Origin of the sequence: Bradyrhizobium sp., assembly GCF_035570375.1 — a bacterium.
Taxonomy (GTDB): Bacteria; Pseudomonadota; Alphaproteobacteria; order Rhizobiales; family Xanthobacteraceae; genus Bradyrhizobium.
This window is the reverse complement of record NZ_DATMLW010000034.1, coordinates 64,070-88,243: the sequence shown is the minus strand read 5'-3', so window position 1 is coordinate 88,243 and position 24,174 is coordinate 64,070. Positions and strand designations below refer to the sequence as shown.

Here is a 24,174-nt window from a genome sequence, read left to right as displayed (position 1 = left end):
CGATCGACTGGTGGCTGCCGGAAAGCCCAAGCTGGTCGCCTTGATCGCCGTCGCTCGCAAGCTGCTCACAATCCTCAACGCCATGCTCAGGACCAAAACGCCATGGCAACCCGCTTGACAGCCAACACAGTCGCTCACCCGAATTTGCTGCGCAAATCGAGGTGAACTGTTCGACTGACCAAACGGTTCACTCGAAAGCCATCACGCTCTACACATCGAGCCCTAGCAGGCGCGCGGCGTTCCCGCCCGCGATCTGGGCAAGCGTGGCCTCGTCCATCCCCTGAACACCGGCGACATGCCCGATGGGGTTGTACTCGGCCATGTCGAACGGATAGTCGGTGCCCATCACGATGCGATCGGGACCGAACACGTCGATCAGATAGGCGAGCTGGTGATAGCTGAAGACCACGGTGTCGAGATAGACCTGCCTGAGATAGGTCGTCGGCGGCAGCGGCAATTCGCCGTGCGAGTCGTCTCGCGCGCCCCAGGCATGGTCGATCCGGCCTGAATACGCCGGCAGGTATCCTCCACCATGCACGGCCATCAGTTTCAGATCGGGGAAGCGTGCCAGCGTTCCCGAAAAGATCAGGTTGTGAAGCGCAAGCGTGGTATCGAGCGGATTTCCAAGCACATTATTGAAATAGAAATGGGTCAGACGCTCGCCATGCGTGAACCCGTTTGGGTGCATCATGATGAATGCGCCGAGGTGCTCGGCGCGGGCGAAGAAGGGACGGAATTTGGGATCGGACAATTCCTGGCCACCGACATTGGTCAGGATTTCGACGCCTTTCAATTTCAGGTCCTTCATGACGTAGTCGAGTTCGCGGACCGCAAGCTCCGGCTCCTGGAGCGTAACGACGCCGAGCCCAACAAACCGGTCGGGCCTGCGCGCGCAATATTCCGCCACGCCGTCATTAGCAAGACGATGCGCCCGCTCGGCGATTTTGGCATCGACAGTGTAGTAGCATTGCGGCGGCGCGGGTGCGACGACCTGGATGTCGATGCCCATCTTGTCGAGATCGAACATCCGACGGTCGATCGTCGTCATCACCTCCGCGACGTCCTTTTCCTGCTGTGCATTGATTTCCCGGGTGGCGGCATCGGCAAAATGCGCGAGCGGCACGCGGCTGAGATCGACATGCGGTTGCGCGACTTTCGCGGCCTGCGGCACGACGATGTGGGCGTGAATGTCGATCGTCGTGGACAAGGGTCGCCTCGCCAGGCCATCCGTATCATGGACGCGGGCGGCCGTGCGGCCATAGCGGTTCTTGCGATCGATCATTGAATGTTCTCTGCTGTTCTGGTCATTTGGAATGAAGCCTTCAAAAGCACCATTTCAGGATCTGGATGGTGGCGCGTTGCGTTGGGTCCAGCGAACCGAAACCGTCGTGGCATCGGCATCCCCTAGACCTGCAGCCTCGGCTTCCTCAAAGCAGGCCAGCGCGCTTTTCGCAACCGGAAGTTCCGCATGGAGGGATGCCGCGAACTGCACGGCAGTAGCGCGATCCTTCTTCGCAGCCGTGATGCCGAATGCGGTCTCGCCAAGCGGCGCGCCACTCAGGACTTTGGCGATGATAGCGCCGCGGCCTTTCATCGCAGCCGGCGCGCCGGCGGTGTCGGACAGGATATCGATCAGCCGATCGGGCCGAAGGTTGAGTGGCTTGCAGATGGTAAGAGCTTCGCCAAGCGCCTGCCAGTAGACGAGCAGCGGGAGATTGACGGCAAGCTTCAAGGTCGCGCCGGCGCCGAACGGCCCGACATGCTCGATACGGCGGCATAGTTGTTCGAGCGCAGGCATGGCGCGATCGACATCGGCTTTGGAGCCGCCGACCAGACCGAACAGCTTGCCTTCTCTTGCGGGAGCCTTGCTGCCGCCGACCGGGCATTCGACAAAAGCCGCGCCGAGTTGCGTCACAGCACCGCCGACTGAAATCATGGTTTCTGGACGTATCGTGCTCATATCGATGACGAGCCTGCCGGCAAGCTTGGCCTTCAAAAGACTGTTGGGACCGAGGTAGACCGTTTCGGTCGCTGTATCGTTCAAGAGCATGACGATCACGATGTCGCAAGCTTCGGCAAGCTCCGCAGGCGAAGCGAATGCCTTTGCGCCGGCGTCGACCAGCGGCCTGGTCTTGGCGGCGTCGCGATTGTAGACCGCAACCTCGTGTCCAACCGATATCAATCGCTCGGCGATCGACGATCCCATTCGTCCTGTTCCGCAAACGCCAACTTTCATCGTCTTGCCTCGATCGGTGAGTGTTTATCCTAGTGCGCGTGGTAGATACCGAGATTTTGCGCGATTAATTCTTCATCGTTGAGGATTTCGCCGGCGTCGCCTGCGAACACGCAACGGCCAGTATTGAGAATGACCGCCTGATCCGCGACCTCAAGCGCCAGTTGCCGGTTCTGTTCGACCAGAACGATCGACTGTCCTTCCTCCTTCAGCCGCTTGATGGTGCGGCCGACCTCGGCCACGATCAGGGGCGCAAGCCCTTCCGACGGCTCATCCAGCAGCAGGACGCGCGGGTTTCCCATTAGCGCGCGCCCGATCGCGAGCATCTGCTGCTCGCCTCCGGAAAGTGTGCCGGCTAACTGCGCGTGACGCTCGCGCAAGCGTGGAAAAAGCTCGTAAATCCGCTCGACGTTCCACGGCTCCCTGGTGCTGCTTTCGCGCTGTTGCGCCACAATGAGGTTTTCGCGAACCGTGAGAGTGGGAAAAATTCGACGTCCTTGCGGCACCAGTCCGATGCCGAGGCGCGAAATGCGTTCGGGGCTGAGCCCGCCGATTCCCTCGCCAAACAGATGAATTTCACCTTCCCTTGGAGCCAGAAATCCGACGATGGTCGAAATGCAGGTTGTCTTTCCGGCGCCATTACGACCGAGCAAGGCCAGCACGTGACCTTCCTGCAATGAAAAGCCGACGCCGTGCAAAATATGGCTGTCGCCATAAAAAGCGTGCACATTCGCAAGCCGGAGTGCCTCAGTCGCCAAGATAGACCTCACGCGTTCGCTCGTCCGCGATCACGGCATTGCGCGCGCCGTCAACGATGACGCGGCCGTAATTGAGCAGCGTTACGGTTTCGGCAAGATCGAGAGCGGTATCCATGTCGTGTTCGATCATGATCACGGTGGTTTGCCGCGGAATCGAGGCGATCAACGATTTTACGGTGGTCCTTTCGCTGTTTGAAAGCCCGGCCAGCGGCTCATCCAGCAGCAGCACGCGCGGCTTTTGTGCCAGCGCCATCGCAAGCTCGACTCGACGCTTTTCACCATAAGCGATCTCGGAAACCGGATGATCGGCCAGATGAAGAAGTCCGACGGTATCGAGGGTGCGGCGGGCCTCGCTGGCAAGATCGCGATAGAAGGACAATGGCCGCCACATCTGCCAGCGCGAGGGACGCAAACCGAGCAGACCGAGCGTGACATTGTGCTCGAGCGTGTCAGCGGTGAAGAGCGTGATGATCTGGTAGGTACGCGACAGGCCCAGATGTGCGCGCCGGTAGGGGGCAAGTGCCGTGACGTCGGTGCCGAACAGTTTGATCGTTCCGGAATTCGGCCGCATGTCGCCGCTGATCTGGTTGAACAGCGTGGTCTTGCCGGCGCCGTTGGGACCGATGATCAGGCGGCGTTCGCCTTGGAGGATCTTGAGCGATATGTTTTGAGTGACCCTCAATCCTCCGAACGCCTTGTTCAGCTCGATGATCTCCAGCGCGTGATTTGGCGTAGGCGGCGTCATGGCGATCACTTTCGGAACAGCGATGCGAACTTGTTCAGGCCCGGAACGATACCTGTCGGCATCACAAGAACGATAAACAGGAACACCAGTCCCAGCAGCATGTTCCATCGTTCGATATAAGCGGAGGCGTAGTTCTTCAACAAGAGCACCAGCGTGGCGCCGACCACTGGGCCGCCGAGCGTGCCCGTTCCCCCGGCGATGACGCCAAGCAGCGCTTCGGCCGAACTCGTGATCGAAAGCGATGTCGGGTGGATGTACTTGTTGTAATAGACAAAGAGCAGGCCGGAAACGCCGCCCCAGAATCCGGCATAGACGAAGGTGATCCAGCGTATCATCCACGGATTGAAGCCGAGCGCGGCCATCCGGCGCGGCTGGTCGCGCACGCCTTTTAGCGACGAGCCGAACGAGGAGGACACGAAAATCGCCATCATCAAGAACGCAAACGACGCCACGATCAGCGCGAACCAGTAGAATGCGGGAGCGCTGTCCAGGGAGATGCCGAACGGCGCAGGACGGGTGAGGCCCGCAATCCCGTTGTCGCCATTGGTGACGTTCGACATGCGATAGGCGAGCCCCCACAGCACCTGGGACAGGGCGAGCGTGATCATGAGGAAGCCGAGGCCGGTCGCACGCAGCGCGATGGTGCCGAAGAAGGCCGCCATCGCAATCGTCCCCGCGATCGAGATGAGCGCCGCGGCGCCGTGGCCAAATCCGTACCGGCTTGTCAGCAGCGCCGAGAAGTAGGCGGCAACACCAAGGTAGGAGGCGTGTCCGAGCGAGGTCATCCCGCCGAAACCGACCAGGAGATTGAGGCTGAGTGCAAATATCGCCGCAATCAGGATCTGGCTTGCGAGATTGATGTAGAAATCGCCCGCGAACAACGGCAGCGAGAGAAGTGACGCGGCGAATAGGGCACCGGCGATCCACTTCATGCGCCGACACGTCCGAACAGGCCCTGGGGGCGAAATGCGATGACAAAAATCATGGGCAGGAAGAGAATGATGTAGGCGAGCTCCGGGAACAGCGCCGTGCCAAACGTATAGACGAATCCGATGATAAAGCTGCCGATGAACGCGCCCATCAGGCTGCCGATGCCGCCAAGAATAACGACGATCAGTGCCAGCGGCAGCATGTCGGCATCAAGTCCGGGATAGGCGGAGAGGATCGGACCGCCGAGCACGCCGCCCGCACCGGCGATGCCCGCGCCGAGGCAAAACACGATCGTGAACAGGTTCGAAACGGGAATACCCACGGCGCGCGCCATCTGCCGGTCGTCGACGCCGGCGCGGATCATCGCGCCCAGTCGTGTGCGCTCCATCAGCAGATAAAGCGCAATCGCAGCAGCGACCGCGCATCCCACCAGCACTAGCCGGTAGGTCGGAAATACGAATCCGAACAAGCGGGTCGGCGCCTGCAGATAGCGCGGCGTCGGCACCGGAATCGAATCGCCGCCCCACAGGACGAGGCATGCGTCGGAAATAATGAAGGACATGCCGAGCGTCACAAGCACCTGTCCGAGCGGATTGGTCTTCAGCCGCGTCAGCACCAAGCGTTCGAACAGCCCGCCGATCGCGGCCACCACAAGTCCGGCGCCGAGCGCCGTGACCCAGATGTTGAGGTCGGTATAGGTGCGCATGGCGATTGCGGCAAAATAGGTGCCCAACATGAAGAATGCGCCATGCGTCAGATTGGCCAGCCGCATCAGGCCGAAAATCAGCGAGAAGCCCGACGAGAGCAGAAACAACAGGCCACCAAGCGACAGGCTGTTAAGACCCTGGATGATCCAAAATTGCATCTGCCGATCTCATGCCAGGCGTCGCGATATCGTCATGGAGCCTCCCGGGGCATTTCAGCTGAAAATCAGTTGTTCGTGCTTTTGATTGATTGAAGGGTTTATCGGACGGATGTCATAAATGATCAAGCGATAACCACGCCGCGACCGGCATGCGGCAAAGTTCGGGTAAGCAGACTGCTAGACGCCTCGGACACGGTTTTGATGCGGTGCGGCATCGCGACCTGTCGCGCTATTGGTCTGGTTTCGAACTACCTTCTTTCGGAGTTGCAATGATCGTCTTCTTCAGCACTTCGAAGACGGCTGCGGTGTCCTGATCGCCGAGTCCCATGGCCATCGCCTGGGTGTAGATGGGCTGCGTCAGCGTGAATAGGGGCGTTTCGCAACCGACGTCTTCGGCGAAGTCGGCGATGATTGCCATGTCTTTTTTCCAGGTCGAAACCTTCATGGTCGCGGGCTCATACTTGCCTTCGACCATCATCGGCGCGCGCATTTGGAACATGCGCGAACCGCCGGCACCCGGGCCTACCATCTCGACGACGAGCTTTGGGTCAAGGCCGGCGCGTTCGGCCAATATCATCGCTTCTGCGGTAGCGACGTTGTGGATCGCCACCAGATGGTTGGCCACGAATTTCATCCGGCTGCCATTGCCGAACACGCCGAGATCAGCACTTTGCCTGGCAAAGTCGGCAAACAGCGGCATCGAGCGCGCAATCGCACTGCTGTCGCCGCTTGCGTAGACGATGAGATCGCGCATCTTGGCTTGCGCGCCCGTGCCGCTTAACGGACAGTCGAGCGGAATGTGGCCGGCCGCCTTCAAAATCGCCTCGAACCGGAGCTTGTCGGCAAGCGTAAGCGTGGAGAGTTCGATCACGATGCGAGGCTTCGTGCCGCTGCCGGCGATCGCGTTGGCAACGCTCTCGACCGCGGCAGGCGTGGGCAGGCTCGTCATGATGACGGGCGCGTCGCGGGTGAGCTGTCGCACGCCGTCCACGATCACGACCCCGGCTGCTGCCAGCTCGGCCCCCTTGCCGGCGTCGGTATCGAAGCCGAGCACGCGCCAGGCGCGTTCGACGAGGTTGCGGGCAATCGCGCCGCCCATGATACCGAGGCCTACGATTCCAACCGTCTTGTCCATGACAATATCCCGCCGCAGGAGGCTCGCGCCGGAAATGGCGCGGCTTCTGAATAGCGAGTGATCAGCCAATAAACAATCGCCACGCCGCTTTCGTCCGCCTTGGTTTTGCTGTGGTGCCTGCCATGCCGTCAACCGGCATGAACTCGATCGCGCGGCTCTGCAGGATAGCGAGGCCCGTATGAAGCAAGAATTTTGGGACGATAGACCGAATCGTGGCAATCGCGCTACTCTTCAACAGAGCGAACGATCATACGACCGACGTTAACAACGCTGCAAAATCGGATCGTTCGATCGACCGACCTCCTGTCGAATTCGATTGACGGCCACCGCGCGTCGCGCCTTAATTAGTAATCGGGCGATAAACAAACTTCAAACCATCGGCCGGTCAAGCAGCTTTGGCCGCCCTTTCGGCGTAGATTATCTTGGTGGCGCATAGGAAGGGTGCAAGCCCGGCGCGATAGCGAGGACCGCGACATGACAGGTATCGGTCTGAAGTCGAATGCAAACTCACCTTCGGGACCGGATGCAGGTGATCGCAGCCATGCGTCCATGGTTTCCCGCGCCAGAGCCTTGATCCCGCGCTTGCGCGAGCGCGCAACCCAGACGGAAGAGTTACGGCGACTTCCGGCCGAAACCATACGCGAATTGCACGAGTCCAGCCTGTTCAGGATCGTGCAGCCCAACCGCGTTGGCGGCTCCGAACTCGACTACGTCGCGCTGATCGATTGCGCCGATGCGATCGGGCAGGCGGATGCGTCCGCGGCGTGGAACTTCGCCAATCTTGCAAGCCATCACTGGATGCTGGCGATGTTCGACAAGCGCGCGCAGGATGCCGTCTGGGGAAAAGATCCTGACACCTTGATCGCGTCCTCATTCATATTTCCCGCCGGCCGCGCGAGGAAGGTCGACGGCGGATATTTGCTGCGTGGCAGCTGGCCGTTTTCATCGGGTGTGGACGGCAGCGAGTGGAATATGCTGGCGAGCGTGGTGTCATCAGATGATGAGGCCGACGGCATCGAGTATCGCATTTTCCTGCTCAACAAGAACGATTACCGGATCAACGACACCTGGGACGCGACCGGCCTGCGGGGCACGGGATCGAATGATGTCGAGGTCAATGATGCTTTCGTAGCCGAGCCGATGAGCGTTGCGGTGAGCGATCTTGCCGGCGGTCCGACGCCGGGCAGCGCAGTCAATCCGAATGCACTTTACACCCTGCCGGTGTTCTCGTTGTTTCCCTATGTGCTGTCGGGCGTCGCACTCGGAAACGCGCAGGCGTGTCTCGACGATTATGTCGAGCTTGCGCGGCATCGCGCTTCGACCTACAACCGCGCCAAACTCGGGGACCTCCAGACCACGCAGATCAAGATTGCTGAGGCATCATCAAAGATCGATGCCGCACGTCTGATCATGCGTTCCACCTGTATCCAGGCCATGGCGGATGCACGGCACGGGGATATTCCGGATATCGCAGCAAAAACCAGACTGCGGCGCGATGGGGCTTATTGCGTCAATCTCTGCACCGAAGCCGTATCGCTGCTGTTTGCCGCCAGCGGTGCGCGGGGCCTGTACATGTCGGGCGCCTTGCAAAGGCAGTTTCGCGATGCGCATGCGATCAATTCGCACATCGCCTTCAACTTCGATGCAGCCGGCACCAATTACGGGCGCGTCGCGCTTGGTCTGCCTTCCGAAAACCTGACGCTTTGAGGCGATAAGGATGAACGACGCGCCCAAGCATCCGACCGAGCCCGATCCCGCCAATGAGCTGGCGAGCGGCAGCTCGGCGGTCGACCCTCGGGATTTTCGCAACGCGCTCGGCACTTATGCCACCGGCGTCACCATCATCACGGCCATGGGTCCCGACGGAAAGCCTTATGGATTGACCTGCAACTCGTTCGCTTCGGTGTCGCTCAATCCTCCGCTCGTGCTCTGGAGCCTGGGGATGTATTCGCAAGGATTGCCGATCTTTCAGAATGCCAGCCATTTCGCGGTCAACGTGCTTGGCGCCTCGCAGCAGGCGCTTGCGCACCAGTTCGCAAAGGCTTCAGCGGATAAATTCGCAGGAGTTGCCTGGAGGCCTGGCGTCGGCCGTGCGCCGCTTCTCGCCGACAGCGTTGCGTGCTTTCAGTGTCGCGCCGCCAATCGCTACTACGGCGGCGATCACGTCATCTTCCTCGGAGCCGTGGAGGCTTATTCCTACAACGGCAAGGAGCCACTCCTATTCGCCCGCGGCGGCTATGGGCGATTTCTCGGCACCGATGATGTTCCGACGGCTCCAGGGTCATGAGCAAGAAGGCCTCAGTGAGACGTACTCGCCTCAAGCAGAAGCGGTTGTCGCCGGACGACCGGCGCAAGGAGTTCGTCGCGAAAGCGACCGAGTTTTTTTCGGAAGAGGGGTTTGGCGGCGGAACACGGGCGCTGGCGCGACGGCTCGGCGTAACGCAGCCTCTGTTGTATCGCTATTTTCCGAGCAAGGACGACCTGATCAAGGAAGTCTACCGCACGGTGTATCTGGAGCCGCTCGATACCGGCTGGGAAAAGCTGCTGGCCGATCGTTCGCGGCCGATCCGCGATCGTTTGCAGGAGTTTTACAACGCCTACACCAAGGTGATCTTCACCCGTAAATGGCTGCGCATCTATCTCTATTCTGGCCTGAAGGGGCTCGACATCAACCGCTGGTATGTTGGCGTGGTGCGAGACAAAATCCTCTCCCGCATCGTCCGGGAATGCCGGCATGAGGCCGGGTTGCCAGCGCAAATCAAGCCCAGCCCAGCCGAGCTGGAGATGGCTTGGGTTTTTCACAGCGGAATTTTCTATTACGGCGTCCGCAAGTACATCTATGATTCGCCCGTGCTCGAAGACAAGGAGCAGATGATTGCCGATGCGGTGGACGCTTTTCTTGCCGGCTTTACGGGAGTGTTTGGCCACATGGGTGTCCGCCACGGGCCGGTGAGAGAAGTCGTGTAGGGATTGGCATTCGCTCAGAATCTATTCGGCGGCGGTGGATTGTTTCGCGATGCCGGCATTGACCAACGGGATGACCTTTTCAGCCATAAGGATCATGGACTGCCGGCCAAGTTCGCGGTCTTTCCAGTCCTTGCCGGCGTAGAGCAGGGTACCGAAGGTTCCGACCTCCTCCTGAAAGGCGAGCAACTGGTCGGCGACGCTGTCCGGCGTTCCATAGATGATCAGCTTGTCGCAAATCATTTCCAGCGTCACTTCGTCGTCCGGCTGGTCACGGCGCGTCTTGAACAGTTCGATGCGGCCGTTTTTCTTCAGCTTGGTAAACAGCGAGCGATAGTAATAAACGTAAGGCCCATCGGGATCGGTAGCATAGGCTTTGGCCGTCGCGGCGTCCTTGGCGACGAAAACGCTCTTGGCCACGCGCCAGTTCGCGGGATCCGCGGTTCGGCTGCCACGCTCACAGCCCTCGACATATTTTGGCCAGTGGCTCTTCACCCAGGCCGGCATCAGGAAGTTTGCCGAAATCGGCTCCCATCCGCGCGCGGCGGCCTCGGTGACGCCCTTGGAGAACGGCGCCACTGCCGTGACGACAATCGGCGGATGCGGACGCTGCAAGGGCTTTGCGATAAACCCTTGCCCGATATCCTCCATCAGCGTCCGTTCGATCGAGACGTTCCAGTATTTTCCCTTGAGATTGTAGGGCGGTTCACTCGCCCAGATGTCGAGAACCTGGTTGATCGATTCCAGAAACATCTCGTTGCGGTTGGCGTCGAGATTGCCGAACAATTCGGCGTCCGACAGAAGTCCGCCCGGGCTGATACCGAAGATCAGGCGGCCGTCGAGCATGTGATCGAGCATCGCGACCGTAGCCGCCACCGTCGCCGGATGGGTGTTTGGCATGTTGATGGTGCCGGTGCCAAGCTTGATCTTTTTGGTCGCGGCCGCAATCCAGGCCAGGAACGCAACGCAGGACGTGATGTTCTCGGCCCTGTCGGTGATGTGCTCGCCGACATAGGCTTCGGTAAGGCCAAGTTCGTCGGCGAGCAGAAAAGCTTCGCGATCTTCCTGGAGCGAAAGCCGCCAATCCTTCTCCAGAGGATGGATCGGCATGGTGAAAAAGCCCAGTTTCATCGCCTGCTTCTCCCTGGAGCGTTGTGTTCCGAAGGACGCACAATCGTTCGCATTATGACCAATCCGAAAATCGAGTCACCAGAAATAATCGCTCGATAAACAAACTTGACCTTTGGCACGCATCCCTCTCTAATTCGCCGAAAACCTGCCGAAGAGGGTCGGGGAGGTCGCATCGATGAAAGCCTCGGCTTTCAGCTACGTCCGTGCAACCAGCGTTGGCAATGCAATCGAGTTGCTGGTTGCGCATGGCGAGCGAGCCAGGGTGCTGGCGGGCGGCCAGAGCCTGATGCCCGCCATGAATCTTCGCCTTCTCGCTCCCGAGTGGATCGTCGATATCGGTCGGCTCAGCGAATTGCGTGGTATTTCCGTCAGCGGCGGCCTCGTCAGGATTGGCGCGCTGACGCGCCACGCCGATGTTCTGAATTCTCCCGAACTCGCCGCGCACGCGCCGCTGTTGAGGCAAGCCACAGCCCATATTGCCCATCCCGCGATCCGCAACCGTGGCACGATCGGCGGCAGCCTTGCGCATGCGGATCCCGCTTCCGAAATGCCGGCCTGCATGGTTGCGCTGGATGCCACCATTGTCGCCCGCGGACCTGCCGGCGAACGACGGATTCCGGCAACGGAGTTCTTTTGCGGAATCTGCCAGACGGCGCTGTCGGCCTCCGAACTGCTGGTTGCGATCGAACTGCCGGCAGCCGCAAGAAACTCATCGCATTTTTTCGGCGAATTCGCCCGGCGTCAGGGCGATTACGCGATCGTCGGGCTTGCCGCACTGGCGGTCGTCGAGAATGACAGGCTGAACGATCTTCGGGCGGTCTTTTTCGGCGTCAGTGATCGGCCGCAGCCGGCCAAGGCAGCCGCGAGCCTGGTGAAGAAAGCCGTCACGCCCGCATCGCTGTCGCGAGCATTGGAAGCATTGGGTGAAGAGCTCGATCCGCCCGAGGACCAGCAGGCGAATGGCGCGATGCGCCGGCATCTGGCAAAGCTTTTATTGGTGCGATGCGCGTCAAAACTTCTTGACCGTCCCGAACTTCACGCAGGAGGGCGACCGTGACCGCGCCTCTGCCGATCTCGCTTCATGTCAATGGTGAACGTGTCGAGGCGCAGGTGTTGCCGCGCTTGAATCTTGCCGACTTCCTGCGCGAGCACCTCAAGCTCACCGGTACGCATGTCGGGTGTGAGCACGGGGTATGTGGCGCGTGCACGGTGCGCGTCGACGGGGAGATCGTGCGTTCCTGCCTGACGCTGGCGGTGCAGACGCAAGGCAGCTGCGTCGAGACGATCGAGGGACTTTCCGACAGCGGCGAGATCACCGATCTGCAGAACGCCTTTCGGGAACGCAACGCGCTGCAATGCGGCTTTTGCACGCCGGGCATGTTGATCGCCGCGCAGGATTTATTGAAACACGAGAAGGAACCGGACCGCGCACAGATCCGCGAGCACCTTTCGGGGAACTACTGCCGCTGCACGGGGTATCAGGCGATCATCGACGCGGTGGAGGAGACCGCGGGCATGCGTCGGGAGCGCAAGCCATGACCTCATCGCCGGAAACGCAAGAGCCGCTCTCGGCGCTCGATCGGCCGAATTCCTACATCGGCAAGGTGGTGCCGCGGCCAAATCTCGATCGGTTGATGCAGGGGCGCGGACTTTACGTCAGCGACCTGGAGCTGCCGCGGATGGCGCATGTAGTGTTTGTCCGCTCGCCGCATGCGCACGCGAACATTGTTGCAGTCGACGCGGGCGCGGCGAAAGAGATGCCGGGCGTGATCGCCGTCGTCACCGGTGAGGAACTGGCGTCCGTCATCACGCCGTGGGTCGGCGTGCTCTCGCATCTGAAGGGGCTGAAGTCCGCGCCCCAGAGGGCAATCGCGATCGGCCGTGTCTGCTGGCAGGGCGAGGCCGTTGCCGCCGTGGTGGCCACAAGCCGCGCTGCCGCGGAAGACGCTGCCGAAATCGTCTCGGTCGGATACGAGGAACTCGAGGCGGTGACGGATATGCGCACCGCGCTTGATCCTGAAACGCCGGTCATCCACGCTTCGCTCGGGAACAATCTCGCCTTTGAACGGACTCTGGACGCGGGCGAGGTCGATGCTGCCTTTGCCGGTTCCGAGGAAATTGCCGAAGCGGAGTTTATCTTCGGCCGGCACACCGGGGTGACGCTGGAGCCACGCGCGGTGGTGGCGGACTGGAACGCCGCCGAAACGCGGCTGACGATCTACCAGGGCACGCAGGCCCCGCATATGGTGCAGAACATCGCGGCCCTGCATCTCGGCCTGGAGGAATCGCAGGTTCGCGTAGTCTGCAAGGATGTCGGCGGCTCCTTCGGGATCAAGGTCCACATCTACGCGGACGAAATGGCCACCTACGCCTTGTCGAAATTGCTGCGGCGGCCGGTCAAATTCGTTGCCGACAGGATCGAGAGTTTCAACACCGACATTCACGCCCGCGACCATCGCTGCAGGGGACGCATCGGCGTCACACGCGACGGTACGATCACGGCCTTCGAGATCGACGATCTCACCGGCATCGGCCCCTATTCGATGTACCCGCGCACCAGCGCCATCGAAGCCAATCAGGTTGTCAATCTCGTCGGCGGCCCCTACAGGACGAAGAACTACCGCGCCCGCGCCCGCGTCGTGTTCCAGAACAAGAATGTGATGTGCCAGTACCGCGCGGTCGGCCATCCCATCGCCTGCTCGGTGACCGAAGGTCTGGTTGACCTTGCGGCCTCAAAAATCGGAATGGATCCCCTTGAGATCCGCCGCCGCAATCTCATTGCCGATGACGCTTACCCATGCGCGTCGGCCTCGGGCTTGCGTTTCGAGCTGTTGTCGCATCACACCGCGCTGAACAAGCTGATGGCGATGATGGACTATGACGCGCTTCGCACCGAGCAGGCCGCCCTTCGCGAGAAGAACATTCATCGCGGCATCGGGATTGCCAGTTTCATCGAGGTCACCAATCCGAGCGCGGCGTTCTATGGTGTCGGCGGCGCCAAGATTTCGTCGCAGGACGGGGTTGCGGTGCGGCTCGACGCGCAAGGCTCGGTGGTTTGCCAGACCAGCATCACCGAGCAGGGGCAGGGCTCGGAGTCGCTCACCGCGCAAATCGTGGGCAGTGTGCTCGGCGTCTCTATGTCGCGCGTGCGCGTCATTCTCGGCGACACCGACCAGACACCGTATGGCGGCGGAACCTGGGCTTCGCGCGGCGCCGGTATTGGCGGCGAAGCTGCGCTTCAGGCGGCGAAAATCCTGCGCAAGAACATTCTCGACGTTGCCGCTGCGATCCTGCAATCCTCGCCCACTGAGCTCGATATCGCCGACAACGCGGTCGTGAATGCAGATGACGGCGCGCCCCGGATCGAACTCCGTGAACTCGCGAGAATCGTCTATTTCCGCCCCGACACGCTGCCGCCGGGAATCCAGCCGGAGCTGATGGCGACGCGCCACTTCGTGCCGCGGGAATATCCGTTTGCCTTTACCAACGGGGTCCAGGCTTCCTGGCTTGAGGTCGATACCGACAGCGGCTTTGTGAAATTGTTCAAGCATTGGGTCGTGGAAGATTGCGGCACCCTGATCAATCCGCAACTGGTCGACGAGCAGATCCGCGGCGGCGTGGTGCAGGGCCTCGGCGCCGCATTGTTTGAGAAATGCGTCTACGATGAGCGCGGGCAGCTGACCAACGCCAACATGGCCGACTATCTGGTTCCCATGTCCGGTGAAATGCCCGATATCGATGTCGGTCACGTGGTCTCGCCGACGGCGGAGAGCGAACTTGGCGCCAAGGGCGCGGGCGAGGCCGGCACCGCCGGCGCGGCGGCAGCGGTTGCGAATGCCGTCAACGATGCGCTCAGGCCCTTCGGTGCGGTCATCACCGAAATTCCGCTGACGCCGCAGCTCATCCTGACTTCGTTGAAGCGAATCTGATTCGAGGAACTTTCACGCTGGTATCCGAGTGAAGGGCGCGGTTTTCCCGCAATGCGGGAGCAGAGGGAGAAAACTCCATCAGACCCCAATAAGGAAATAATTTATTCTTTTTTCTCCCTCGCTATTGCCGCAAACGGAAATATGATCCTACCTCATGACGGTTGGCGATCAATCGCCACCAGCGAGCCTATTGGGGAACTTTGCAATGTCCGCCGGCCTGCCACGTCGTGATGGCTTGATCGTGACGCGATGCTGAAGACCACTGAATGTCCGTGATCGATCCATTATACGTCGCGTCGGGCTTCAGCGTCGGCTTGCTTGTTGGCATGACCGGCGTCGGCGGCGGATCGTTGATGACGCCGTTGCTCATCCTGCTTTTTGGCGTGCATCCGGCGACGGCGGTCGGCACCGACCTGCTCTACGCGTCTGCAACCAAGGCCGGCGGCGGCTTCGTGCACGGCCTGGCGGGGAGCATTCATTGGCCGGCCGTTTTACGGCTCGCCTGCGGCAGCATACCGGCGAGTATTCTCACGCTGCTCGTGCTGTGGCAGCTCAATCTCGATGCCGCCACGGCGCGCAACCTGGTCAATTCGGTATTGTGCTTTGCACTGCTTTTGACCGCGTTCTCTCTGATCTTCCGCAAGGCCGTTCTGGAGAAGCTGCGCTGGCGAATGGAACGTCACGACGCGTCCACGATCGCCCGCGCGACCGTCCTGACGGGCGCAGCATTGGGTGTCCTGGTCTCGATTTCATCCGTCGGTGCCGGCGCGGTCGGCGTAACTGCGCTGTTGCTGCTTTATCCGAAACTGCCGATGTCGCGCATTGTTGGGTCCGACATCGCCCATGCCGTGCCGCTGACACTGATCGCGGGGATCGGCCACTGGGTGATGGGCGCGATCGACTGGCAACTGATGGGCGTGCTTTTGATCGGTTCCCTGCCGGGCATCGTCATCGGCAGTTATTGTGCCTCTCGCGTCCACGAGACGGCCTTGCGGCTGTTGCTGGCGTGCACGCTGATCCTGGTCGCAGGCAAGCTCGCATCCGAGGAATGGCATTGGTCGCCCGCGAGCGTTGCCGCCGTGACCCAGAGCGCGCCGCGCTGAAACTTAGCGTCTCGGCTTGTCTGGCTCTTGCTCGCGGGAGCGAGACGTGACTCGTTCACCCAGCCTCCTCGGTCCGCGTCGAAGGCCATCATCTATCTGAAGAAACGCGAGGGCAGGGCAAGTCTCGACATGTGAGGCAAGCCGCGGTTTCCCTTCCTGGTGTCTCTTGCCACAGCGCTAGTCATTGGCCTCGGGCGGCAGAAAATTCACCTCGTGCTCCGCCGAAAGGCGCACGACTTCGGCGACATCCGACAGATTGTGAAGCCGATCGAACAGCGCCTCGAGCTTCTGCGCCGGCGAAACCCAGAACAACGCACGCGCCGGCTTGTCCGATTTGTTGAAATAGCCGTGCGGAATGCCGCGGGGCATGCGCACCAGATCACCTGCCATGGCCTGCACCCAGACGCCGTCGAGCTTGAGGTCGAGCACGCCCTCCTGGACCAGGATGAATTCGTCCTGGCTCGGATGGATGTGAACCGGGACAAACTGGCCCGGATCGCTGTTGGTCTCGAACGCGAAAGTGGAGTCGGTCACCGCTTTCGGGAAATAGACCTGTCCAAGGATATTCCAGGTCTTGCCGGAGTACCCCGTCCCCTTGCGCGTGATCCCCTTTTCAAGTGCAGCCATGTACGTCCTCCCTTGGTTCGAGGCGACGCTACCCTCATCGCTTCGACTGTCAAGCACGGCCGACGCTCCCTGTCGAGGAAGGAAACTATGGCGTCAGCGCAAGACGCGCCTGGTTGCAAAAATTTGAGGTCTAAAATATACGCAGATGGTGTCGTTCTGTTCACTAGAGGAGACCGCACATGCCGGGACTGCCGTATTCCCCGCATGCGCTTGTCACCGGAGGCGGGCGAGGCATTGGCCGTGAGATTGTCTCGGCCCTGACGCGATCGGGTGCCGTCGTTACCTTGCTCGGCCGTCATCGCCCGGCCCTGGATGACGTTGTGGCCGCGGGAGAAGCGGCTTTCGCCGTGGTGGCCGATGTCGCCGAACAGGCCCAAATCGAGGCGGCAATTGCGGAAGCCGCCGCGCGTGGACCGATCGATATCTTGATCGCTAATGCCGGCGCAGCGGAATCCGCCTCGTTCGCCAAGTCGGATGTGGCATTGTTCAGGCGAATGATCGACGTCAACTTCATGGGCGTGGTCCACGCCGTCCAGGCCGTTCTACCAGCGATGCGACAGCGGCCTTACGGCCGCATCGTGGCGGTGGCATCGACCGCTGGGCTGAAGGGATACGCTTACGTCAGCGCATACTCCGCGGCAAAGCATGCGGTGATCGGGCTCGTGCGTTCGCTCGCGCTTGAGCTAGCCGCGACGCGCGTGACGGTGAACGCCGTCTGTCCGGGCTTCACCGACACCGATCTCATTGCCGGAAGCATCGAGAACATCATGAAAAAAACCGGCCGCAGCCATGCGCAGGCATTAGCCGAATTGGCCAGACACAATCCGCAAGGCCGCCTCATCGCTCCTTCGGAAGTTGCGGACGCGGTATTGTGGCTGTGCGGGGAGGGCGCCGGTGCGATCACGGGTCAGGCGATCGCGGTTGCCGGTGGAGAGATTTGAGGCGTGACGCCTGGGCAAAGATAGCAGGGAGACACAAATGAGCACACCGGCCAATCGCGTCACGCTGCCCCTGGCGCAGTATTCGCCTGATCATTTCCTGCTCAAGGTCGACGCCGGGGTGGCCGTTGTGACGCTGAACCGTCCCGAGCGGAAAAATCCGCTGACCTTCGAGAGCTACCGGGAGCTTACGGATTTTTTCCGCGCCTGTGCGTTCGACGACCAGGTCAAGACGGTCGTGGTCACGGGCGCCGGGGGGAACTTTTCGTCCGGCGGCGACGTGTTCGAGATCATCGGTCCGCTCGTGAAGATGGACACCAAGGGGTTGATCGCCTTCACCCGGATGACGGGCGATCTCGTCAAGGCGATGCGCGCTTGCCCGCAGCCGATCATATCGGCAGTGGATGGCGTTTGCGCCGGTGCTGGTGCGATCATCGCGATGGCATCCGACATGCGGCTTGCGGCGAGCGGAGCCAAGGTCGCGTTCCTGTTCAACAAGGTGGGACTTGCCGGGTGCGACATGGGTGCCTGCGCGATTCTGCCACGGATCATCGGCCATTCGCGGGCCTCGGAGTTGCTTTATACCGGCCGCTTCATGACCGCGGAGGAGGGCGAGCGTTGGGGCTTCTTCAGCCGGATCGTACCTTCGGGCGAAGTGCTGCCGCAGGCGCGCGACCTCGCAAGGCAGATTGCCGAGGGCCCGGCCTTTGCCAACACCATGACCAAGCGGATGCTAGCGATGGAGTGGGCGATGTCGGTCGAAGAAGCAATCGAAGCCGAGGCGGTCGCGCAGGCGCTGTGCATGACGACGGCGGATTTTTCCCGCGCTTTTGAGGCGTTTTCGAAAAAGGAAAAGCCGGTGTTCCAGGGCAATTGAGAATCGGTGGGCTTGCCGTCCAATTGTTTTAGGTTTAAAACATCTCGATCATTGCGCCGGAGGCTTTCATGAAGGTCGCGATCATCGGCGGTGGACCGGCCGGTCTGTATTCGGCGATCCTTTTGAAGAAGCAGCGCCCCGAGGCCGAGATTACGGTGTATGAGCGTAATCGCGCTGACGATACCTTTGGCTTCGGCGTGGTGTTTTCCGACGCTACGCTCGACAATTTCGAGAAATACGATCCTGAGAGCTATCGCCGGATCACCGAGGAATTTGCCTATTGGGACGATATCGCCGTGCACTTCCGCGGCACGGTGCACCGTGTCGGCGGTAACGGATTTTGCGGCTGCTCGCGCCGCAAGCTCTTGATGATCCTGCAGGAGCGGGCGCGCGAACTAGGCGTTGCCCTGATGTTCGAGACCGAGATCGCTGACGAGACCCGGTTTGCCAATGCGGACCTGATCGTCGTAGCCGACGGCATCAACAGCCGCTTCCGCGAGAAACATATCGCGCATTTTCAGCCCGAGGTGGACCTGCGCTCCAATATCTTCGCCTGGATGGGATCCACCCGGCCACTCGACGCCTTCACCTTCATCTTTCAGGAGACCGAGTGGGGCCCGTTCATCGCGCACGCCTATCAGTATGAGACCGGGCGCTCGACCTGGATCTTCGAGACCGATCCGGAAACGTTTGAACGCGCGGGCCTTGCGGACCTGGACGAGAGGCAATCGGCCAATCGGATGGCCGGGATTTTCGGCTGGTTCCTCCAGGGCCATCCGATTTTGACCAATCGCTCGATGTGGCGGAATTTTCCGACGATCCGCAACCAGCGCTGGGTCAAGGACAACATGGTCCTGCTCGGCGACGCCAAGGCGAGCGCGCATTTCTCGATCGGCTCCGGCACCAAGCTTGCGATGGAAGACGCGATTGCATTGGCGGACGCCATGCGTAGCGCGCCTACGGTCGCCGCCGCCCTGCAAGCTTACGAGCAGGGCCGGCGCGAGGAAGTCGAAAAGACCCAGCACGCCGCCGATGTCTCGCTGGTCTGGTTCGAGCACGTCGATCGGTTCTGGGATTTCGATCCCGTGCAGTTTGCTTTTGGCGTCATGACTCGCGCCAAGGCAATCACTTATGACAATCTGACGCTTCGGGCGCCGGAATTCGTCCGCGAGGTCGACAGGGCCTTTGCGAAACAGGTTCGCGCCAGCGGTTTCGACGTCGATGTCGAGAAGCCTTCTGTGCCGATGTTCCAGCCGTTCCGGCTGCGCGAGATGACGCTGACCAACCGCGCGGTGGTGTCGCCGATGTGCATGTACTCGGCGAAGGATGGCATGCCCCAAGATTTCCATCTCGTGCATTACGGGTCGCGTGCGCTGGGCGGCGCCGGCCTGATCTTTACCGAGATGGTTTGCGTGGGGCTTGATGCGCGCATCACGCCCGGCTGCGCAGGCCTCTGGAATGACGAGCAGCAGGCCGCGTGGCGGCGGATCGTCGATTTCGTCCACGCCAACTCGGCTGCAAAGATCTGCCTCCAGCTCGGACATGCCGGTCGCAAGGGTGCCACCAGGTTGATGTGGGACGCCATGGACCGGCCGCTGGAAGAAGGCGGATGGGACCTTATCTCGGCGTCGCCCATTCCTTACTTCCCGGACAGCCGCATGCCGCGCGAGATGGACCGCGCCGCCATGGATGCGGTCAGGTGCGAGTTCGTCGCCGCCGCCGAGCGAGGCCAGGCGTGCGGCTTCGACATGCTGGAGCTGCACTGCGCCCATGGCTATCTGCTCGCCAGTTTCATCTCGCCGCTGACGAACACGCGCACCGATGCCTATGGTGGTTCGCCGGCAAATCGTCTGCGCTATCCTCTGGAAGTTTTCGAGGCGTTGCGAGCAGTGTGGCCTTCGCACAAGCCGATGTCGGTCCGTATCTCCGCGACTGACTGGGCTGATGGCGGCATCACCGGTGATGATGCAGTTGCGATCGCGCGGGCCTTTGCGGAAGCCGGTGTCGATCTCATCGATGTCTCCACCGGTCAGACCGTGCGCGATTCCAGCCCGGTCTACGGCCGCATGTTCCAGACACCGTTCTCCGATCAGGTGCGCAACGAGGCGCGTGTCGCGACCATGTGTGTCGGCAACATCACGACCGCCGACCAGGTCAACACCATCCTGGCGGCCGGCCGGGCCGACCTCGTGGCGCTCGGGCGTCCGCATCTGATCGATCCCGGTTTCACGCTGAAGGCCGCGGCATGGTACGGCGCCGAAGGGGTGTCCTGCCCGGTGCAATATCTGCCGGGTAAGGACCAGATTTTCCGCAACAGCGTCCGCGACCGGCAGGATTTCGAGGAGCTTAAAATTAAGGCTAAGCCGAAGACCCGGGCCGAGCTGAAGGCGGAGGGGGCAAAGCCGCTTGCGGCCGAGTAAGGAGCCATGCGATTGTTGGCTGAGATCACGAGCCGATCAGGTTGAATCGGATGGTGCTCTCGCCAGGCGCCTGGTAGCGAGTGGAGTAGAGCGATGAAGGCGATTATCGTCGGCGGCGGCATTGGCGGCCTGACCACGGCGTTGATGCTGCGCTCCCGCGGCATCGGTTGCGAACTCTTCGAGCAGTCGGAAACCATCCGCGAACTTGGCGTCGGCATCAATACGCTGCCGCACGCGATCCGGGAGCTTGCTGGCCTCGGCCTGTTGCAAAAACTCGATGACGTTTCGATCCGCACCGACGTTCTCTATTATCTCAATCGTCACGGCCAGGAAGTCTGGCGCGAAGCGCGCGGTATCGACGCCGGCCACGACGTGCCGCAATTCTCGATCCATCGCGGCCGGCTGCAAAGCGTGATTCATGGTGCAGTCGAGGAGCGGCTGGGCAAGGAAGCCATTCACACCGGTTGCAGGCTTGGCGCCTTCACCCAGGACGAGGGCGGGGTCACCGCCTATTTCTTCGATCGCACCGGCAGCCACGTCAAAACCGTGCGCGGCGACATTCTGATTGGCGCCGACGGCATTCATTCGCGGGTGCGCGAGACGCTGTTTCCGCAGGAGGGACCACCCTGTTGGAACGGGCTGATGCTCTGGCGCGGCGCGCGTGACTGGCCGGCATTTCTGACCGGCCGTTCGATGATCGTCGCGGGGGGCCTCAATGCCAAGGTGGTGGTCTATCCGATCGCCGAAGGCTCGAGCGCGGCGAACCGCCTGACCAACTGGGCGGTGCTGGCGAAGATCGGCGACGGCAACACGCCACCGATCTTCACCAGCACCGCCCAGGACTGGTCGCGGCCGGGCAGGCGCGAGGAATTGATGCCGCATGTCGCGCGCTTCTCGGTGCCCTACGTCGACGTGCCGAGCCTGATCGCGGCGACGCCTGAATTCTACGAATATCCGACCTGCGACCGCGATCCCTTGCCTTGGTGGTCGAGCGGCCGCGTCACGCTGCTTGGCGATGCCGCGCATCCGATGTATCCGGTCGGATCGAACGGGGCCTCGCAAGCCATTCTCGATGCGCGCTGTCTTGCGGACGCGCTGGTACGCTCCGAGCATCCGCGCCAGGCGCTGGTGGCTTACGAGCAGAAGCGCCTGCCGATGACCGCGGAAATCGTGCGCTCCAACCGCCGTGGCGGTCCCGAAGGTGTGATCGACGCGGTCGAGCAACTCGCCCCCGATGGCTTCACCGATATCGAGAAGGTCTTGAGCTACAAGGAGCGCGAAGCCATCGTGCGCGGCTACGCCCACAAGGCGGGCTTTGCTGCCGTGCCGGGGTTGGCGGCCGTGCGGTCTTCGTAAGTTTTTGGACGAACGCTCGACTTGATTCTCGTCATGGCCGGGCTTCGTCCCGGCTATCCACGTTTTTCTTGTTCGGTGCAGCAATGACGTGGATGCCCGGCACAAGGCCGGGCATGACGGTGTTCTCTTCACCTGGAGCTCGCCGCGCTCCGGTTACGGGGTGAGAGAGAAGCCTCACGCCCCTGGCGGCGGGGGCAGAAAGTGGATGTTGTGTTCCGCCGATAGCGCCACCACGTCCTCCGGCTTCTGCTCCTTCATGTTGTGAAGGCCCCAGAAAAGGTCATAGAGCTTCTGGGTCGGCGTCACCCAGAACAGCACTTTCGCAGTCTGGTCGGATTTGTTGAAGATGCCGTGCGGAATACCCATGCCGAGACGGATCAAATCGCCGGGCGTGGCTTGCGCTTCGGAGTTCGCCAGCACGAAATCGAGCTTGCCTTCCAACATGTAGATATATTCGTCCTGGTCGGGATGGATGTGCGGCGGCACGAAGGTGCCGGGCGGCAGCGTCGCGTGCCACGAAAAGCACTGGTCGGTGCGATTTTTCGGCACGTAGGTCTGGCCAAGAATGTTCCAGGAAATTCCCTGAATGCCTTCGTTGGCCCGCGTGATGCCGGTAATCTCCTTGTTCATCGCTTTTTTCCTTCCCTCGTTATCCGGACGCGTCTTCTGCGCGCGAAGCGGTGTCCGCTTCGCTCGAAAGCGCGTTGTTCAGTTCGCCGGCGTGCAATCCTTGGCATAGCGGTCGCCGTAATTCTCAAAAACCTTCTGCACGATTTCGGTCTGGAATTTGCCATCCGTGCGCTTGGCGACCTTGGTCAGATAGAAATTCTGGATCGGATAGCCGTTGACGTTGAATCTGAAGCTGCCGCGCAGCGACGTGAAATCGGCCTTCTTCAATGCACTCGCTACCGCTTCCTTGTCGGAAAGATTGCCTTTTACCGCCTTCACCGCGCTGTCGATCAGGAGCGCCGCGTCATATCCCTGCATCGCATAAGTGCCGGGCACGCTGTTATAGGTAGCCTCGTAAGCGGCGACGAATTTCCTGCTTTGCGGGTTGTCGAGATCGGGCGCCCAATCCGCGCCGCCGAACATGCCGACCGCCGCATCCTGCTGCGCCGGCAGCGTCGACTCATCGACGGTGAATGCCGAAAGCACCGGGATCTGGTCGGCAAGCCCTGCCTGTCGATATTGCTTCACGAGGCTGACGCCCATGCCGCCCGGCATGAAGGTGAACACGGCGTCGGGCTTGAGCGAAGCGATCTTGGAGAGTTCGACCTGGAAATCCAGCGTGCCGAGCGGCACGTAGCTTTCCTCCACGATTTCCCCCTTGTAATCGAGCCTGAAGCCCGCGGCGGAATCCTTCCCGGCCTGATAATTCGGCACCATGACATAGATGCGCTTGTAGCCGCGATCCTGTGCGACCTTGCCGAGGATCTCGTGCACCTGGTCGTTCTGGTAGGAGGTCACGTAGAAAAACGGGCTGCAGTTCTTCCCGGCGTAGCTTGAGGGACCGGCATTCGGGCTGATCAGGAAGGTCTTGGTATCGGTTACCGGCTTGTGGATCGCCTGCAGGATGTTCGAAAAGATCGGGCCGACGACAAAATCGACCTTGTCGCGTTCGAGCAGGCCCTTGACTTTGGTGACCGCAGCATCCGGTTTGAGCTCGTCATCGGCCGCCACGATCTCGACTTCGCGGCCTCCCATCTTGCCGCCGAGATCCTTGACCGCGAGATTGAAGCCGTCGCGCACCTGCTGGCCAAGAGCAGCCGCCGGTCCCGACAATGTCAGGACCAGCCCGATCCTGAGCTTCTCCTGCGCCACCGCCGCATTCGCGCAAACCGCAAACAGGGTTGCAAGGCCCGCCAACTTCAACTGCTGCTTCATGTCTTTCCCTCAAAAGTCCGCCTTTGGTGGCGGCGGATCTGCTTTCCAACCCCGATCCCCCAGACCTATTCTGACGGCCGCGCTCACCGCAAGCAAGGCAGGCGGCGGAGGCGAGCGACACGGCGCCATTGGCCGCGCAGGCTGGCCACGTGCAAGGCGCCCTCCGCAAAAACGTACCCTCCATGCAAGTACTACATGCAAAGGCCGCGCCAATTGTTTGAACCATAAAGGAACATCCGTTTTTTGACTTGCGACGCCGCTCGATTTATTTGAAGGTCA

The 24,174-nt window shown here is 61.2% G+C and carries 22 protein-coding genes and 1 pseudogene; 12 read left to right on the top strand and 11 right to left on the bottom strand.

Annotated features, from left to right (window positions below; genetic code table 11):
- Positions 1-118: pseudogene (locus tag VNX23_RS04360) on the top strand (IS110 family transposase); the annotation flags it as partial.
- Between the two features lie 90 nt (positions 119-208).
- On the opposite strand, the gene VNX23_RS04355 reads toward VNX23_RS04360, so the two are convergent.
- The 7 genes from VNX23_RS04355 to VNX23_RS04325 form a co-directional block, all read right to left on the bottom strand.
- Entirely contained in the window at positions 209-1,282 is a 1,074-nt protein-coding gene (locus tag VNX23_RS04355) for an amidohydrolase family protein (protein WP_325627950.1), read from the bottom strand.
- 54 nt (positions 1,283-1,336) lie between these two features.
- Positions 1,337-2,236 carry an NAD(P)-dependent oxidoreductase gene (locus VNX23_RS04350; protein ID WP_325627949.1) on the bottom strand — a complete coding sequence of 300 codons (900 nt, stop codon included), beginning with the start codon at positions 2,234-2,236 and terminating at the stop codon, positions 1,337-1,339.
- Between the two features lie 29 nt (positions 2,237-2,265).
- The gene (locus VNX23_RS04345) at positions 2,266-2,991 is read right to left on the bottom strand and encodes an ABC transporter ATP-binding protein (protein WP_325627948.1); all 726 of its coding nucleotides are present in this window, start codon (positions 2,989-2,991) and stop codon (positions 2,266-2,268) included.
- Positions 2,981-3,736: an ABC transporter ATP-binding protein gene (locus VNX23_RS04340; protein WP_325627947.1), complete on the bottom strand. Its 756-nt coding sequence runs from the start codon at positions 3,734-3,736 to the stop codon at positions 2,981-2,983. The genes VNX23_RS04345 and VNX23_RS04340 overlap by 11 nt, the downstream gene beginning before the upstream one ends.
- Positions 3,737-3,741: 5 nt before the next feature.
- Positions 3,742-4,668: a branched-chain amino acid ABC transporter permease gene (locus VNX23_RS04335; RefSeq protein WP_325627946.1), complete on the bottom strand. Its 927-nt coding sequence runs from the start codon at positions 4,666-4,668 to the stop codon at positions 3,742-3,744.
- A complete protein-coding gene (locus tag VNX23_RS04330; protein WP_325627945.1) occupies positions 4,665-5,531 on the bottom strand; it encodes a branched-chain amino acid ABC transporter permease in 867 nt (288 codons plus the stop codon). Before VNX23_RS04330 ends, VNX23_RS04335 begins: the two co-directional genes overlap by 4 nt.
- 229 nt (positions 5,532-5,760) lie before the next feature.
- On the bottom strand, positions 5,761-6,666 hold the full coding sequence (locus VNX23_RS04325; RefSeq protein ID WP_325627944.1) for an NAD(P)-dependent oxidoreductase: 906 nt from the start codon (positions 6,664-6,666) through the stop codon (positions 5,761-5,763).
- A 474-nt stretch (positions 6,667-7,140) separates the two neighbouring features.
- On the opposite strand from VNX23_RS04325, the gene VNX23_RS04320 reads away from it, so the two are divergent.
- From VNX23_RS04320 to VNX23_RS04310, 3 genes are read left to right on the top strand one after another with little or no spacing between them, the layout of a single operon-like run.
- Complete coding sequence (locus VNX23_RS04320) at positions 7,141-8,373, top strand: acyl-CoA dehydrogenase family protein (protein WP_325627943.1); 1,233 nt, start codon at positions 7,141-7,143, stop codon at positions 8,371-8,373.
- Positions 8,374-8,383: 10 nt separating this feature from the next.
- Complete coding sequence (locus VNX23_RS04315; RefSeq protein WP_325627942.1) at positions 8,384-8,953, top strand: flavin reductase family protein; 570 nt, start codon at positions 8,384-8,386, stop codon at positions 8,951-8,953.
- A gap of 44 nt (positions 8,954-8,997) precedes the next feature.
- Positions 8,998-9,633, top strand: coding sequence for a TetR/AcrR family transcriptional regulator (locus tag VNX23_RS04310; protein ID WP_325627941.1), 636 nt, complete (start codon positions 8,998-9,000; stop codon positions 9,631-9,633).
- Positions 9,634-9,654: 21 nt separating this feature from the next.
- Here VNX23_RS04310 and VNX23_RS04305 read toward each other — a convergent pair whose 3' ends face one another.
- A complete protein-coding gene (locus VNX23_RS04305; RefSeq protein ID WP_325627940.1) occupies positions 9,655-10,761 on the bottom strand; it encodes an LLM class flavin-dependent oxidoreductase in 1,107 nt (368 codons plus the stop codon).
- A 175-nt stretch (positions 10,762-10,936) separates the two neighbouring features.
- On the opposite strand from VNX23_RS04305, the gene VNX23_RS04300 reads away from it, so the two are divergent.
- The 4 genes from VNX23_RS04300 (at position 10,937) to VNX23_RS04285 (ending at position 15,793) form a co-directional block, all read left to right on the top strand.
- Positions 10,937-11,818, top strand: a complete 882-nt coding sequence (locus VNX23_RS04300) for a xanthine dehydrogenase family protein subunit M (protein ID WP_325627939.1) — start codon at positions 10,937-10,939, stop codon at positions 11,816-11,818.
- Complete coding sequence (locus VNX23_RS04295; protein ID WP_325627938.1) at positions 11,815-12,300, top strand: (2Fe-2S)-binding protein; 486 nt, start codon at positions 11,815-11,817, stop codon at positions 12,298-12,300. Before VNX23_RS04300 ends, VNX23_RS04295 begins: the two co-directional genes overlap by 4 nt.
- The gene (locus VNX23_RS04290; RefSeq protein ID WP_325627937.1) at positions 12,297-14,690 is read left to right on the top strand and encodes a xanthine dehydrogenase family protein molybdopterin-binding subunit; all 2,394 of its coding nucleotides are present in this window, start codon (positions 12,297-12,299) and stop codon (positions 14,688-14,690) included. The genes VNX23_RS04295 and VNX23_RS04290 overlap by 4 nt, the downstream gene beginning before the upstream one ends.
- A 272-nt stretch (positions 14,691-14,962) precedes the next feature.
- Positions 14,963-15,793, top strand: coding sequence for a sulfite exporter TauE/SafE family protein (locus VNX23_RS04285; RefSeq protein WP_325627954.1), 831 nt, complete (start codon positions 14,963-14,965; stop codon positions 15,791-15,793).
- 177 nt (positions 15,794-15,970) lie between these two features.
- Here VNX23_RS04285 and VNX23_RS04280 read toward each other — a convergent pair whose 3' ends face one another.
- The gene (locus VNX23_RS04280; RefSeq protein ID WP_325627936.1) at positions 15,971-16,420 is read right to left on the bottom strand and encodes a cupin domain-containing protein; all 450 of its coding nucleotides are present in this window, start codon (positions 16,418-16,420) and stop codon (positions 15,971-15,973) included.
- A gap of 179 nt (positions 16,421-16,599) precedes the next feature.
- Here VNX23_RS04280 and VNX23_RS04275 point away from each other — a divergent pair, with 179 nt between their 5' ends.
- The 4 genes from VNX23_RS04275 (at position 16,600) to VNX23_RS04260 (ending at position 22,011) form a co-directional block, all read left to right on the top strand.
- A complete protein-coding gene (locus VNX23_RS04275; RefSeq protein WP_325627935.1) occupies positions 16,600-17,361 on the top strand; it encodes an SDR family oxidoreductase in 762 nt (253 codons plus the stop codon).
- A 37-nt stretch (positions 17,362-17,398) separates the two neighbouring features.
- Entirely contained in the window at positions 17,399-18,235 is an 837-nt protein-coding gene (locus VNX23_RS04270; protein WP_325627934.1) for an enoyl-CoA hydratase family protein, read from the top strand.
- 68 nt (positions 18,236-18,303) lie between these two features.
- A complete protein-coding gene (locus tag VNX23_RS04265) occupies positions 18,304-20,655 on the top strand; it encodes a bifunctional salicylyl-CoA 5-hydroxylase/oxidoreductase (RefSeq protein WP_325627933.1) in 2,352 nt (783 codons plus the stop codon).
- A gap of 93 nt (positions 20,656-20,748) precedes the next feature.
- A complete protein-coding gene (locus tag VNX23_RS04260; RefSeq protein ID WP_325627932.1) occupies positions 20,749-22,011 on the top strand; it encodes a flavin-dependent oxidoreductase in 1,263 nt (420 codons plus the stop codon).
- 174 nt (positions 22,012-22,185) lie between these two features.
- Here VNX23_RS04260 and VNX23_RS04255 read toward each other — a convergent pair whose 3' ends face one another.
- Both VNX23_RS04255 and VNX23_RS04250 read right to left on the bottom strand, forming a co-directional pair.
- Positions 22,186-22,641 (bottom strand): cupin domain-containing protein, encoded by a 456-nt coding sequence (locus VNX23_RS04255; RefSeq protein WP_325627931.1) that lies wholly within the window; start codon positions 22,639-22,641, stop codon positions 22,186-22,188.
- Positions 22,642-22,719: 78 nt separating this feature from the next.
- Positions 22,720-23,895 carry an ABC transporter substrate-binding protein gene (locus VNX23_RS04250; RefSeq protein ID WP_325627930.1) on the bottom strand — a complete coding sequence of 392 codons (1,176 nt, stop codon included), beginning with the start codon at positions 23,893-23,895 and terminating at the stop codon, positions 22,720-22,722.
- Positions 23,896-24,174 lie beyond the last annotated feature (279 nt).